Origin of the sequence: Sorangium sp. So ce834, assembly GCF_051521425.1 — a bacterium.
GTDB classification, from domain to species: domain Bacteria; phylum Myxococcota_A; class Polyangia; order Polyangiales; family Polyangiaceae; genus Sorangium; species Sorangium cellulosum_D.
In genome coordinates, this window is record NZ_CP150351.1 from 6,535,940 (window position 1) to 6,548,901 (window position 12,962).

11 protein-coding genes are annotated in these 12,962 nt (G+C 73.2%); 8 read left to right on the top strand and 3 right to left on the bottom strand.

What is annotated here, in order from left to right:
- Positions 1–36 precede the first annotated feature (36 nt).
- Positions 37–1,245 carry a hypothetical protein gene (locus WMF20_RS23645; protein ID WP_437616869.1) on the bottom strand — a complete coding sequence of 403 codons (1,209 nt, stop codon included), beginning with the start codon at positions 1,243–1,245 and terminating at the stop codon, positions 37–39.
- 169 nt (positions 1,246–1,414) lie between these two features.
- On the opposite strand from WMF20_RS23645, the gene WMF20_RS23650 reads away from it, so the two are divergent.
- Entirely contained in the window at positions 1,415–1,810 is a 396-nt protein-coding gene (locus WMF20_RS23650) for a VOC family protein (RefSeq protein WP_129576459.1), read from the top strand.
- 78 nt (positions 1,811–1,888) lie between these two features.
- On the opposite strand, the gene WMF20_RS23655 is transcribed toward WMF20_RS23650, so the two are convergent.
- Positions 1,889–2,095 carry a hypothetical protein gene (locus tag WMF20_RS23655; protein WP_437616870.1) on the bottom strand — a complete coding sequence of 69 codons (207 nt, stop codon included), beginning with the start codon at positions 2,093–2,095 and terminating at the stop codon, positions 1,889–1,891.
- A 356-nt stretch (positions 2,096–2,451) separates the two neighbouring features.
- On the opposite strand from WMF20_RS23655, the gene WMF20_RS23660 reads away from it, so the two are divergent.
- The 3 genes from WMF20_RS23660 to WMF20_RS23670 are packed head-to-tail and all read left to right on the top strand — an operon-like array spanning position 2,452 to position 6,102.
- Positions 2,452–4,209, top strand: a complete 1,758-nt coding sequence (locus tag WMF20_RS23660; protein ID WP_437616871.1) for a serine/threonine-protein kinase — start codon at positions 2,452–2,454, stop codon at positions 4,207–4,209.
- Positions 4,210–4,213: 4 nt separating this feature from the next.
- A complete protein-coding gene (locus WMF20_RS23665) occupies positions 4,214–5,248 on the top strand; it encodes a hypothetical protein (protein ID WP_437616872.1) in 1,035 nt (344 codons plus the stop codon).
- Positions 5,248–6,102, top strand: a complete 855-nt coding sequence (locus WMF20_RS23670; protein ID WP_437616873.1) for a formylglycine-generating enzyme family protein — start codon at positions 5,248–5,250, stop codon at positions 6,100–6,102. Before WMF20_RS23665 ends, WMF20_RS23670 begins: the two co-directional genes overlap by 1 nt.
- A 178-nt stretch (positions 6,103–6,280) precedes the next feature.
- Here the strand turns inward: WMF20_RS23670 and WMF20_RS23675 are convergent, their stop codons facing one another.
- Positions 6,281–7,918, bottom strand: a complete 1,638-nt coding sequence (locus tag WMF20_RS23675; protein ID WP_437616874.1) for a sigma 54-interacting transcriptional regulator — start codon at positions 7,916–7,918, stop codon at positions 6,281–6,283.
- Between the two features lie 288 nt (positions 7,919–8,206).
- Between WMF20_RS23675 and WMF20_RS23680 the strand changes: the two genes are divergently transcribed.
- The 4 genes from WMF20_RS23680 to WMF20_RS23695 all read left to right on the top strand — a co-directional run bounded on the left by WMF20_RS23680 (position 8,207) and on the right by WMF20_RS23695 (position 12,947).
- Entirely contained in the window at positions 8,207–10,141 is a 1,935-nt protein-coding gene (locus WMF20_RS23680) for a protein kinase domain-containing protein (protein ID WP_437616875.1), read from the top strand.
- Between the two features lie 258 nt (positions 10,142–10,399).
- Positions 10,400–11,287 (top strand): SAM-dependent methyltransferase, encoded by an 888-nt coding sequence (locus WMF20_RS23685; protein WP_437616876.1) that lies wholly within the window; start codon positions 10,400–10,402, stop codon positions 11,285–11,287.
- A complete protein-coding gene (locus WMF20_RS23690; RefSeq protein ID WP_437616877.1) occupies positions 11,284–12,627 on the top strand; it encodes a hypothetical protein in 1,344 nt (447 codons plus the stop codon). The genes WMF20_RS23685 and WMF20_RS23690 overlap by 4 nt, the downstream gene beginning before the upstream one ends.
- Before the next feature lie 71 nt (positions 12,628–12,698).
- On the top strand, positions 12,699–12,947 hold the full coding sequence (locus WMF20_RS23695; RefSeq protein ID WP_437616878.1) for a hypothetical protein: 249 nt from the start codon (positions 12,699–12,701) through the stop codon (positions 12,945–12,947).
- The last annotated feature ends 15 nt before the right edge of the window (positions 12,948–12,962 follow it).

Here is a 12,962-nt window from a genome sequence, read left to right on the forward strand (position 1 = left end):
CCGGGTCCGGCGGATCTGTCGCCCGGCGCCGTTGCGCTACGTCGCGTTCGGATCGGCGAGCCAGGTCGCCAGCGCTTCCGCCGAGAACGAGAGCATCACCTCCGCCACCCGGGTCTCTTGCAGCCGGGCGAGCCGCTCCCCGAGGGCCGCGGTCTCCGCCTCGGCGAGCGGCCTGCCGAGCCGGAGCTCGCACATCGGCGCCGTCAACCGAAGCCGCGCGCGCTGCTCCGCCTCCCGCTTCGCCTCCTCCGCGCGCAGCTCCGCCTCCCTCTTCGCCTCCTCCGCGCGCAGCTCCGCCTCCCGCTTCGCCTCCTCCGCGCGCAGCTCCGCCTCCCTCTTCGCCTCCTCCGCGCGCAGCTCCGCCTCCCTCTCCGCCTCCTTCTTCGCCTCCTTCAGCGCCTCCTTCAGCGCCTCCTTCAGCGCCGCTTCCACCCCCGCTTCGACCTTCCGCGCGGTGAACTGTTCAAACCATTCCCGGGTTTCCATGATGAAATCCCTCTCCTCGGAGGACAGCCCTGGAAGGAGCTGCTCCGGCATCTCGAAGCTTAACCGAACGAGCCACGGCATCGCCACCCGGCGCTCCCACGCGTCCCCGGGGAGCGCCGCGAGATCCCGCAGCGCCGCTCGGCGCACCCGGGGCGCGCCGAGCAAGCGCAGCAGCACCGTCCCCCGCACGCGCGGCAGCTCCGCGATCACCACCGCATGGATCCGCCACCCCGGCGCCGGCCCCGCATAGAGGCCCTCCAGCCCGGAGGCGTCCTGCACGAAACCGAAGTCGCGCAGCACCCCGTCCGGGCGCCCGGCGCTCACGATCCACGCCGACGGCAGCTGGAGCGCGCGCTCCGCTCGCAACTCGAGCGTGTGGTGCCACTGGTAGCGCTTGCGCATGCAGCCGTGGAGCTCGGCCGCGCCCGGCGCGGCGCTGAACACCTCCACCATCCCCGCCTCGGCCGCCATCGAGCGGAGCAGGCCCGGCTCGATCTCGGGGTGCGCGCGCAATAACGCCGGATCGGGCACGTGCCACACGTCGATCCGCTGGGCGTCCCCGGCCGGCACCTCCACCTCGGTCTCGGCTGCGCCCACGAGCACGAAGAAGTCCCGGAGGATGTTCTTGGCGAGCTGATCAAGCCGGAAATACATGACTGCCGCCGATACCACACCAGGGCTCGAACGGACACTTTGCGACATCGCGCGCGTCGTCACGAGCGGTGTCGAGGGGGCATTACGGAGACCACACAATTTCATTCACACATTCGATCGACACCGATGCTCGGCCGCGTCTGGCGCGCCGGCCCGGGCCGGGGGACCATCTGCCGCCGGGGCCTCCGAAGGCGCGCCCCGCGGACGCCTGCGCCGCCCGAGGCGCGCGGCTTGCGTTCCGGCCCGGCGCGGCGCACCTTCGCGCCCAGCCACCATGCACAGCGACGATCCCTACGTGATGCCCGCCTACGTCAAGCTCCTCGTGGTCGACGCGGAGCGCTCCGCCTCGTTCTTCGAGCTCCTCGGCTTCACCCGCGTTCACCAGGATCCGGTGTTCGTTCACCTGCGCTGGGCGCGCTATGCCGATCTCTTCCTCGTGGCGACGCCGCCGGGGGTCTCGCTGGCCGGCCAGCGCGGCCTCGGCGTCATCGTCTGCTTCAGCGCGACCGGCGACCTCGGCATCGAGACCATCGCCGCGCGCGCCGCGGCCGCCGGCGCCGCCGTCGACGGTCCGCGCGACCAGCCGTGGCATACCCGGGAGGTCGTCGTCACCGACCCGGACGGCTACCGCCTCTGCTTCGTCGAGCCGAGCACATCGCTGCGAGGCTGACGTCCCCGCCCGCGCGCGAGCGCGGCGAGCCGCCCGGACAGCGCCGGCCGGGCATACAGCACCATCCCCTCGAGCGGATCAGCTGTTCTCCGATCGCATCGTCGCCGCCAGTCCGCACCAGCCGTTCGACGCCGAGCGCGCCGATGAGCTCGATATCGACGTCTCGCCGACAGGCGTCCTCCACATCCGGTATTTCCCCTGGAGGTTCGACACATCCTGGGACATGGCCTGCGAGGGCCCGGTCATGACCAGGTACATCCCCGGCATCGGCGTCGTGACGCTCACGTTTCACCAGAACATCACCACTCCCTTTTGATCCGAGCTGCCCTGCTCGCGGCGCCGCCGAGCGCGCCCATGGCCTCCTCGCGCCGTGGGTCCGCGGGGCCGAACCGTGTTGTTCGTCACGGCGCTTCGCGCGCGCAGGCTCCTGCTCGCTGCGCGCCTCCGGGGCCCGCCTCGGCGGGCTCCGGAGCGCGCTCACCGCCCCCTCCTCCCCCACCCGCTCGACCCTCGCGGCGAGCGCCGCGGGCGAGAGCGCTCGATCCAGGAGATCGGATCCGCAGGGCTCGCGGGCGCATCGGCGGGCGAGGCCGTCCTGGCGAGCGGCGGCGCCGTGCGCGCTCGTGTATCATCGCCCCGGCATGTGGTCGGAGCCGTCGCATCCGAGGCGAATCGGGCGGTATCTGCTCTACAGCCCGATTGCGTCCGGCGGGATGGCGTCCGTGCACCTCGGCCGGCTGGTCGGCGAGGCGGGGTTCGCGCGCACCGTGGCCGTCAAGCGGCTGCACCCCCAGCTCGCCGCGGCGCCCGAGATCGCCGAGAGCCTGCGCGACGAGGCCCGCATCGTCGCGCGCATCCAGCACCCCAACGTGGTCGCCACGCTCGACCTCCTCATCGCCGAGGACGAGGCGTTCCTGGTCATGGACTACGTGCGGGGCGAGTCGCTGGCGCGCCTGCTCCGGGCGGCGCGCGACCGCGGCGCGCCGGCGCCGATCCCCGTCGTCGCGAGCATCGCGTGCGGAGCGCTCCACGGGCTGCACGCGGCCCACGAGGCGCGCAGCGAGTCCGGCGAGCCGCTCGGCATCGTGCACAGGGACGTCTCGCCCGAGAACGTGCTCGTCGGCGTCGACGGGACGGCGCGGCTGCTCGACTTCGGCATCGCCAAGGCGCGCGGGCGGCTCAGCACCACCCGCGGCGGGCAGATCAAAGGCAAGCTGGCTTACATATCGCCCGAGCAGCTCCTCTGCGGCGAGGTGACGCGGAGGACCGACGTGTTCGCGGCGGGCGTGGTCCTCTGGGAGGCGCTCGCGGGCCAGCGGCTGTTCGACGGCGTCGACGAGGCCGCGATCCTCGGGGCCGTGCTCGAGCGGCCGATCCCGCCCCCGAGCGCGCTCGCGGCCCACGTGCCGCCGGCCCTCGACGCGATCGTCCTCCGGGCGCTCGAGCGGAACGCCGAGGGCCGCTACCCGACCGCCCGCGAGCTCGCGATCGCCGTCGAGGACGCGGTCCCGCTCGCGTCGCCGCGCGCGGTGGGCGAGTGGGTGGAAGAGCTCGCGGGCGACGCGCTCGCACGGCGGGCGGCCCGCGTCGCGGAGATCGAGGGCGCCTCGGCGGCGGCCCCCGGCAGCGCGGCGATGGCCGGCGCGGGGGCGCCAGCGCGCGGCGGGTCGAGCGAGCCCGGGATGCAGAGCGGGCGCGAGCCCGGCAGCGAGCGCGGGCGCGACCTCCAGAGCGGGCGCGACCTCCAGGACGGGCGCGACGAACGCAGGTCGACGGGCCCGCGCGCAGGCGGGCTGGCCGAGACCGCGCCCGCGATCCCGACCAGCGCCCTCGATGAGGTCGCGCTCGCGGCGGTGCCCCCGCCGGGGTCCGCCACGTCCAGCGGGCTCTCCGTGGCGCTCTCCCCGGGAGACGGCGCGCCGCGCGACGCTCCGCCCGCCGCGACGTCGAGGCGCGCGCGGCCGGTCCTCGCGCTGCTGGGCGCGGTGCTCCTCGGCAGCGCGGCGGCGCTCGCCGTACAGTGGGCGCGCCGCGGCCCGCCCGGGCCGGAAAACGCGGCGAGCGCGGCCCACGCGCCCGCGATGCAGCCCGCCGGCGCCGGTGCGTCGGGCGCGCCGTCGGCCGCGGCCCCGCCGGCGCCCGGCGCGCCGGACATCACGAGCGCCGCGCCCGCCGCTCCGGGCCCGCCGCCGGCGTCGAGCCCGGGCAGCGCGCCGAGCACGCCGTCGGCGTCGGGCGCCGCCGCGACCGCGCCCGCCCGCAAGCCGGCGCGCACCGCCGCGGGCGCGCGCGCCCCTGCGCCCACGCCGCGGCCGGCCGGCGCCGACGCCCAGCGCTGCTCTCCGCCCTACACCGTGGACAAGGCCGGCATACGCCGGCTCAAGCCCGAGTGCATGTGACCCGATGAACGCCTCCTCTCCCGCCCACGCGCGGCCCGCGCGCCCGCTCGCCGTCGCCGTCGCCATCGCCGCGGCGCTCGCCCTCACCGGCGCCCGCGCCCACGCCCAGCCTCACAAGCGGGCGTGCGCCGCCGCCTACGAGCGCGCGCAGGGCCTCCGCCGCGACGGCAAGCTCCTCGCCGCGCGGGAGGCGCTCATCGCGTGCTCGCAGCCCACCTGCCCGGCGGCCGCCGTGGCCGATTGCGGGCCATGGCTCGCCGAGGTCGAGAAGAGCCTGCCCACCGTGGTCATCGCCGCGAGGGACGCGCACGGGCGGGAGCGGCTCGACGTGCGCGTGCTCGTGGACGGGCGCCCCCTCGCCGCGGCGCTCGACGGCAAGGCGCTGCCGGTCGATCCCGGCCCGCACACCTTCCGGTACGAGCCCGCGTCGGGGCCCGCGGTCGAGGAGCGCGTGCTGATCCGCGAGGGCGAGAAGAACCGCGCCATCACCGTGATCCTGGGCGCCTCCTCGGCCGGCGCGCCGCCTGCCACACCGACGCCCGCCTCGACGGCCGCATCGCCCGCGTCACCCGCCTCGCCGGCCGCATCGCCCGCGTCACCCGCCTCGCCGGCCGCATCGCCCGCGTCACCCACCCTGCCGGCCGCATCGTCGGCGCCGCCAGCCGCGCCGTCCGCCCCGCCGCCCGACCCGCCCGAGGAGCCCGCGGTCCCCGGGCTCGTGTGGGCTTCCGGCGCCCTCGGCGCCGCGGGGCTCGCCGTGTTCGCCGTCGCCGGCGCGCTCTCGCTGAGCGCCGAGGCCGACCTGCGCGCCACGTGCGCCCCGCGCTGCCCCGGCGACGACGTGCGCGCCATCCGCGTCCAGCACGCGATCGCCGACGTCGGCCTCGGCGTGGGCGTCGTCGCCCTCGGCGCCGCAGCGTGGCTCTACCTGACGCGGCCGGCCGCGGCGAGGCCGCCGAACGCCGGCGCCGCCGCGCCCGGACCGGCGCTGCGGCCGTTCGTCGCCGGCGCCGCCGCGGGCATCGAGGGGGCCTTCTGATGCGCCTCCGGCCGGCCCACGCCGCCGCGGCCGCGCTCGCGGCCGCCCTCGCCTCCGCGTGCACGCTCGTGCGCCCGCTGCACGGCCTCACCTGCGAGCCGGGCGCCGGGAACGCCTCGTGCCTGTACGGCCAGCCCTGCGAGGCCGACGCCGACTGCGCGACGGCCTCGTGCGTCGCCGAGGTCTGCCAGTGCCCCGTCGGCATGGTGACGATCGAGAGCTCGTTCTGCATCGACCAGACCGAGGTGTCGAACGCGGCCTACCGCGCCTTCCTCGCCACGCAGCCGGACGTCGCCGCGCAGGAGCCGTTCTGCCTGTTCAACGACAGCTTCGCGTTCGACACCGGGCCCGGCGCGCCCGACGTGTGCAAGACGCGCAGCGAGGACGATGGGCACCCCGCCACCTGCGTCGACTGGTGCGACGCCCGCGCGTACTGCAAGAGCCTGGGCAAGCGCCTCTGCGGCGAGATCCACGGCGGCCCGCTGCCCTACGGCGGCGACACGGCGCAGGGCGAGTGGTTCGAGGCGTGCAGCCACCGAGGCACGCTCCCTCACTCGACCGGCGAGCTCGACACGGAGCATTGCAACGGTGACGGGGTGGCGACCGTGCCGGTCGGCGACGACGACAGCATGGCGTGCGAGGGCGGCTATTTCGGCCTGCAGCACATGAGCGGCAACGTCCGCGAGTGGGAAGACGCGTGCTCGGACGACACCGGCCCGGGCGATCTCTGCAGGACGCGGGGCGGGGCGTTCGACAGCGGGGGCTCGCTCGACGAGCTCCGGTGCGACGCGCGCGACGTGCGGGAGCGCGCCGACACGGATCACACGATCGGGTTCCGCTGCTGCAGCGGGTAGCTCCCATCCGGACGCGATCGCCCGGTATGCGACAGCCGTATCCAGCTCGAGGCGAGCGCCGTATCGCCGCGAGCGAATTCGGCGTGAGCGCGGCCGCCACGACGGGCGGAGGACCTGTCGAGCTGGCGTCGCTCTTCCAGGAGGCAGCTCCTCGAAATGATATCCTGTCCGCCCGGGTCTATGCGAGGCCCAGCTCGCGGATCCTCCGCAGCAGCGCGCGCTTCGAGACCTCGAGGCGATCGACCATCGCGTCGATGCGCCCGTCGCACTCCCTGTAGCAGCTGGCGATCTCGTCGTGCGGAAGCTGGCTGGCCCGGCGGACGCGCGGGCAACTCTCCACGAGCGCGTAGAGCGATGTCCGCGAGACCCCGAGCAGCTCTGCTGCCGCCTTGAGATCCCACCGGCTGCGGCGGAGCGCGTCGAGCAGCTCCTCCTCGCGCACGTCGGACGGCTTGCGCCACCCCGCGCCCTTGCCCCTGCCGCGGGGCTCTGCGCCGCGGACGGCAGGCTCCGCCTGCGCCCGGTCCGAGGGAGACCGCACCGGCGCGGCCTCGCCGTTCCTGTCGGCGCCCGCCCGCGGCTCGGGGAGCGGCCGCTCGAGCAGGCGCTCGACGACCGGCATCGCTTCCAGGCTCGCCGACCCGTGGCTCCCCATGACCATCTGTCGGACCGCGTTCCGCAGCTGGCGGACGTTGCCGGGCCAGTCGAGCCGCGCGAGCCTCGCCACGACGGGCGCCGGCAGCCACGGCGGCTCGCCCGGCGCCGAGGAGCCGAGCCGGCGCGCCTCGCCCGCGGCCTCGATCTCCTCGCGCAGGAAATGAACGACCAGCCGGCCGATATCGTCCCGGCGGCGGCGGAGCGGGGGGAGCGCGATCTCGTAGCCGGCCAGGCGGTGAAGCAAGGGGGCGCGGAAGGCCCCCTCGGCGACCCGGGCCTCGAGATCCGCGTCGGTGGCGGCGATGAGGCGCGCGCGCGCCTTCCTCGGCTGCTGCGCGCCCACCGCCTGGATCTCGCCCGTCTCGAGCGCCCGCAGGAGCATCGCCTGCACGTCCGGCGGCGCCTCGCCGATCTCGTCGAGGAAGAGCGTCCCGTCCTGGGCGAGGCTGAAATACCCGGGTCGGCTCTGCACGGCGCCGGTGTACGCCCCCCGCTCGGCGCCGAACATCTCTGCGGCCGCGAGCGAGGGGGGGATCGCCGCCATGTTGACCGCGACGAACGGCCGGCCGCGGCGCTCGCTGGCCTCATGGATGGCCCGCGCGACGAGCTCCTTCCCCGTGCCTGTCTCCCCGCGGAGGAGGACGGCGATCTCGAGGTTGGCGACGCGGCGGATATCCCAGCGGACGCGCTCCACCGCGTCGTTGTCGCCGACGAGACCGAGGCGATCCCCCGGCTCGGGCGGGCTCGGATCCGCCATGTGGAGCAGCAGGACGACCCGGTCCGCGAGCTCGATGATGACGCCCTGCTCCACGTCGCCCTCGGAAAGATCGCAGACCGCCTGGAGCGGAGCGCCCTGCACCGCGACGCGCATGCGGCTCCCGGGCGCCTCCAGCCGGATTCGGCGGCCGGGTAGCGCGAGCAAGCGCAGGGGCCTGCGGCTGAGGTAGACGTCCTCGAGCGGCGCGCCGCGGACCGAGCCCGGCGGAGCGAAGCACGGCGCCATCCGCGACAGCTCGACCGCGTCCCGAACGGCGATGTCCCGCAGGACGGCGCGCTCGCCGACGCGCTCGAGGCGAGGGTGATAGAGAATGGTGAGGGCAGGGACGAGGCGCGCGCCTGCCTTCGGCAACGCCGCTGAGCTCGGGTGTTGCGTCGTCATCGCCCCGAGCGTCGTCACCCCTGGCTGCGCCACCACCATCGTGTGCGAGGATACGCGCTCACCGAAAATGTTTGCAAGGCGGGTGGGTGACTGTCGGCGCGAATGGCTCTACACCCGTTACGCCCAAGGCGCGCACATCAGACCACCTCGATCGCGCCTGGCGCGCGGCGCGGCGCGGGGGATCTGCGCGCTGAAGCGGTCGATCTCTGCGGCTGTGTCGGGGCGGCCCTGGCGGCCGCGCTGCCCGTTGACCGGCGGTCCCCAGGCGCGTAGGTGTTCTGACTTGTTATGCAGGACCACATGATCGGGGGCAGGTACGCGCTTCGGCGCGAGATCGGCCACGGCGGCATGGGCGTCGTGTGGGAGGCCTTCGATCAGATGCTCCGCCGGACGGTGGCGATCAAGCTGATGGCCGCCGGGGATGTCGCCTCCGACGAGGCGCAGCGTCGCTTCGCGAAGGAAGCGATGACGATCGCCCGGGTCCGTCATGAGCACATCGTCCAAGTACACGATTACGGCATCGATCAAGGGTCGCCGTACATCGTCATGGAGCTGCTCGAGGGCGAGGACCTCGAGTCGCGGCTCGCGCGGGTGCACCAGCTCCCGCCCGCGGCCGTGCTGTCCCTGCTCCGGCAGATCAGCGCGGGGCTCGACGCCGCGAGCGCGGCGGGCATCGTCCATTGCGATCTCAAGCCCGCGAACATCTTCCTTGCCCGGAGCGCGTACGGCGAGTCCGTGAAGATCCTCGATTTCGGGATCGGGTGGACCCTCCACGAGGGGAGCGACGATCCGTCCGTCGACCGGTACAGCACCCGATTCGGAACCCCGGCGTACATGAGCCCCGAGCAGGTCCGCGGCGCCGTCCCCCACCCTCTGACCGATCTCTGGTCGCTCGGCGTCATCGTCTACCGCGCGCTCACCGGCCAGCTCCCGTTTCCGACAGGGGACGTCCGGAAGGTCATCGTCAGCATCTGCACCGATCCATTCCCGACGCCGTCGTCCCTCGACGTCGCCCACCCCCCGGAGCTCGACCGCTTCTTCGAGCGCGCCCTGGCGAAGGATCGCTCTCGTAGGTTCCAGTCGGCCCGCGAGCTCGCCTCGGCCTTCGCCGCGATCTGCGACGCCGAGACCCGGCCCGCCAAGATCCTCATCGTGGACGACGAGCCCGACGTCCAGCTCCTGCTCCAGCTGCATTTCCGCAAGAGGACCGGCCGCGCCGCCTACGAGCTCGTCTTCGCCAACAACGGCCAGCTCGCCCTCGACGCGCTGGAGCGGCATCCGGACATCGACGTCGTCGTCACCGATCTCAACATGCCGGTGATGGACGGTCTCGCCCTGCTCGAGCGCATCCCCGAGGTGAACCCGCTGGCGAGGACGGTGATCGTGTCCGCGTACGGCGACATGACCAACATCCGCCGCGCCATGAACCGGGGCGCCTTCGATTTCCTGTTCAAGCCGATCAATTTCGAGGATCTCGAGGCGACGCTGGCGAAGACCCTCCGCCACGTCGAGGAGCACCGGCGCAAGGCCCGCTCGAACGAGGAGAACGACCTCTTGCGAAAGTTCACGAGCGCGGCCCTGATCGAGCGACTCCGGTCGCTCGGGCCCGCGGGCGCGGCGGCGAGCGAGGCGCTCGAGGCGACCGTGGCGGTCGTCGACGTGAATCGGTTCACCCGCGTCGCGAAGGAACGGCCGCCCGCCGAGGCCACGCGGGTGCTCAACGCCAACTTCGAGGTGATCGTCCCGGAGCTCCTGGCGCAGGGCGGGGTCATCGACAAGTTCATCGGCGACGCCGTGATGGCGGTGTTCCATGGGCCGGATCACCTCGACCGCGCGCTCCACGCGTGCCTCTCCGTGCGCGCCCAGATGGAGACGATCGCGAAGCGCGCGGGCGACGACTCGCCGTATGCGCACGGGGTGTGCATCGGCCTCTCCACGGGCAACGTCCTCGCGGCGGGCGTCGGCTCGCACGCGTGCGGCCAGCTCGGCTACACGGTGCTGGGGGAGGCGGTGAACGCCGCGGCGCACCTCGCGAGGGCGGCGCTCCCCGGGGAGATCCTCGTCGACGACGCGGTCTGCGCGGGGGCCAGGCGCGAGATCAAGCTCGAGCCCGCCGGCGCGCGGGGCGTCTGGCCGAGGGCGGAGCCGACGGCGGTCTACCGGGTCGTGCGGAGCGAGCCGGCGCCGCGTTCGCTCGCGGAGCTGCCGACCGTCGAGGTGTAGCGCCGGCGCCCGACGGCAACGATCCATCGCCGCCGACATGTCGGCCGACACGGCGACGACATGTCGGACCGGCGCGGATCGACGCACGCCCGCGTCGAGGGGCACGTCGGGCCTCCGGAGAGGCGGCGTTCGCGCGCCTCGGTCAGCGGCGGCCCCGCGCTCGCCGCGCGCCGGGGGGGCGCGCCGGGGTGGTACGTCGCGTGCAAAGCCGCGTCGACGACCGGATCACTCCGTCCACCACGCCGCGAGGTCACTCCCTTGGCACAACCCGCAGACAGCACGAAACCCATCGCCGAACGGCACGGCAAAGGCTCGCTCGTCGTCGTCGGCACAGGCATCCAGTGGGCGGGGCAAACCACGCTCGCCGCCCGCCGCGCCATCGAGGCCGCAGATCGCGTGCTGTTCGCGGTGGCCGACGGGGGGACCGCGCGCTGGTTACGCTCGCTGCGCGTCGACGCGGAGTCGCTGCGCTACGGCGCGAGCGACGGCCCGCCGCGCCGCGAGATCTACCGCCGGATCGTCGACGACATCCTCGAGGAGGTGCGCCGCGGCCTGCGCGTCTGCGCGATCTTCTATGGCCACCCCGGCGTCTTCTCCACGCCGGCGCACGACGTCATCCGGCGCGCGCGGAGCGAGGGGCACAGCGCGCGCATGCTGCCCGGCGTGTCGTTCCTCGACTGCCTCTTCGCCGATCTGGGCCTGGATCCCGGCCACGAGGGCTGCGCGGCCTACGAGGCGACCGACTTCCTGCTCCGGAGACGCCCCTTCGACGTCCACACGCCGCTCGTGCTGTCGCAGATCGCGCTCATCGGCAATCCGCACGTCTTCGACCCCGCGGCCACGGACCGTATCCGGCGGGGGCTCGGCGTGCTCGCGGAGGTGCTGTGCGAGCGGTACCCTCGCTCGCACGAGGCGATCGTTTACGACGCGTCGACGCACCCGATCGAGCCGCCGAAGATGGTGGGCCAGCGGCTCGACGAGCTCGCGAGCGCGCCGGTGACCGACGTGTCGACCCTCTATGTGCCCCCGGTCGCGGCGGCGCCGGTCGACCGAGCGATGTGGGAGCGGGTGGCGGCCGGCGGCGACGCGGCCGTGCCACCTCTGCGAGAGATGACGTTCCAGCAGCTGGCAGGAGGCGCAGCATGAGCGGCGACGCGAGAAGGACCGCACTCCTCGGGGAGACCCTGCGGCAGGAAGGCAACTACTCGGGAGCGATCGCGTGCTTCACGGAGGCCATCAACGCGAAGCACAACTACTGGTGGGCGTACGCGCACCGGGCGTCGGCCCGCGCCGCGCTCGGTGACTTCAAGGGGGCGACAGAGGATTTCTACAACAAGGGCGTGGAAGACCATTACAAGACGAACAACTGGGCGTGGTTTCTGGCCCAGAAGGGCGAGCTCTACCGCCTGTGGGCGATGGCCGCCACGTCGTCGAGCGACGCGCAGGCCGCGGAGGACAACGCCCACCTGAGGAGCGAGCTCAAGCATCGGGCGAACAGCAATGTCCAGCTCGAGCCCGAGCTCAAGCGCAGGAGCATCTGGTGGAACGTTCTATGCGAGCTCGCGCTCGCCCTGTTCACAGAGGCTCTCGGCAGCGGTGGGCCCAGGAATCCCTGGGTCCTCGCGCATCGCGGCGCTACCTACACGACACATTACTGGATCAGAACGGACATTGTCCGCACGCTCCCGAAGATCGAGCGCGATGAGCTCGACGAGAGACTCAGCCTCAGGCTCGAAGGCGAGGACATCAAGAACAAGGAGTACCACCGCGCCGACAAGGACTTCAGCGAGGCGCTCCTGCTGAACCCGAACTATGGCTGGGTGTACCTGTTCCGCGCGATCCTGCGCGCGACGCGCGCGCACGACGAGATGCCCGGGCCCGACGAACGATCGAAAGGCCCGGACGGGTACAGAAGCGAGTCCATGTGCGACATCGGCATGGCGCAGATGAGCGGGCTCAATCGGGAGCTGACGATGGTCCGCGCGATGATGGAGATGTCCATCTACACGGGCGGCGAGCTGCGGGTGGCCTCGGAGAAGACCGGAACTAATGAGAAGACGAGCGAGCTGCGAGAGCGCGCGAGGCAGATACTTAACGAGGGTGTGCGATTCGCGTGGCAGACCCTGCAGATCGAGAGCGACGAGACGTTCGCGCGCTATTTCGTGGCCAATGGACTCAGGCAGATCGAGCTGCTCGACAGCGCCGGCGCCAGGGTCCGCAAGCCCGGCGATCCCGCGATCCACGATCCCACGGTGAAGGCGGCGGTCCAGCGCGCGCGCGTGGCGGTGAACGGGATGGATGCTCGGCTCCTGGCCATGAGCGGCGGGCTCGATTGCCTGGCAGGAGATCTGACCGAGGCGCGAAAGAAGCTCGCGAAGATCCTTGAGCTCAACGATCTTCAGGCGATCACGATCGTGAGCCGCGACCCTGCATGGGAGCCGCTGCGCGCCGAGCTCAGAGCCAAACCCCAGATAGGCCGCCCCTGACAGACCCGCAGAGGACCACGCGATCGATCGCGGAGCCATCGCCCCCGCAGCATCCAGCCCAGGAGAACGCCATGAACGCCGCATTCCAACTGCTGACCGAGCTCAGCACCGATCCATTCCGCCTCGACGACTTCCTGCGCGACCCGGACCCGCTGATCGCGTCGTGGGGTATCCGCCCGGAGGACGTCCCCTCGATCATGCGTCCCGCCGAGCTCGCGCCCGACGGGCCCTGGCACCTCGGCGCCGCGTTCGCCGACCCCGGCTACGATCCGCTGCCCGACCCGGACGTGCCCGACTCGCCCGAGCAGAACCTGGAGTAGATTCCGCAGCGCGCT

Coding starts and splice junctions, on each gene's coding strand:
- WMF20_RS23645 (WP_437616869.1), bottom strand. CDS start 1,245: ATGAAATTGTGTGGTCTCCGTAATGCCCCCTCGACACCGCTCGTGACG.
- WMF20_RS23650 (WP_129576459.1), top strand. CDS start 1,415: ATGCACAGCGACGATCCCTACGTGATGCCCGCCTACGTCAAGCTCCTC.
- WMF20_RS23660 (WP_437616871.1), top strand. CDS start 2,452: ATGTGGTCGGAGCCGTCGCATCCGAGGCGAATCGGGCGGTATCTGCTC.
- WMF20_RS23665 (WP_437616872.1), top strand. CDS start 4,214: ATGAACGCCTCCTCTCCCGCCCACGCGCGGCCCGCGCGCCCGCTCGCC.
- WMF20_RS23670 (WP_437616873.1), top strand. CDS start 5,248: ATGCGCCTCCGGCCGGCCCACGCCGCCGCGGCCGCGCTCGCGGCCGCC.
- WMF20_RS23675 (WP_437616874.1), bottom strand. CDS start 7,918: ATGACGACGCAACACCCGAGCTCAGCGGCGTTGCCGAAGGCAGGCGCG.
- WMF20_RS23680 (WP_437616875.1), top strand. CDS start 8,207: ATGCAGGACCACATGATCGGGGGCAGGTACGCGCTTCGGCGCGAGATC.
- WMF20_RS23690 (WP_437616877.1), top strand. CDS start 11,284: ATGAGCGGCGACGCGAGAAGGACCGCACTCCTCGGGGAGACCCTGCGG.
- WMF20_RS23695 (WP_437616878.1), top strand. CDS start 12,699: ATGAACGCCGCATTCCAACTGCTGACCGAGCTCAGCACCGATCCATTC.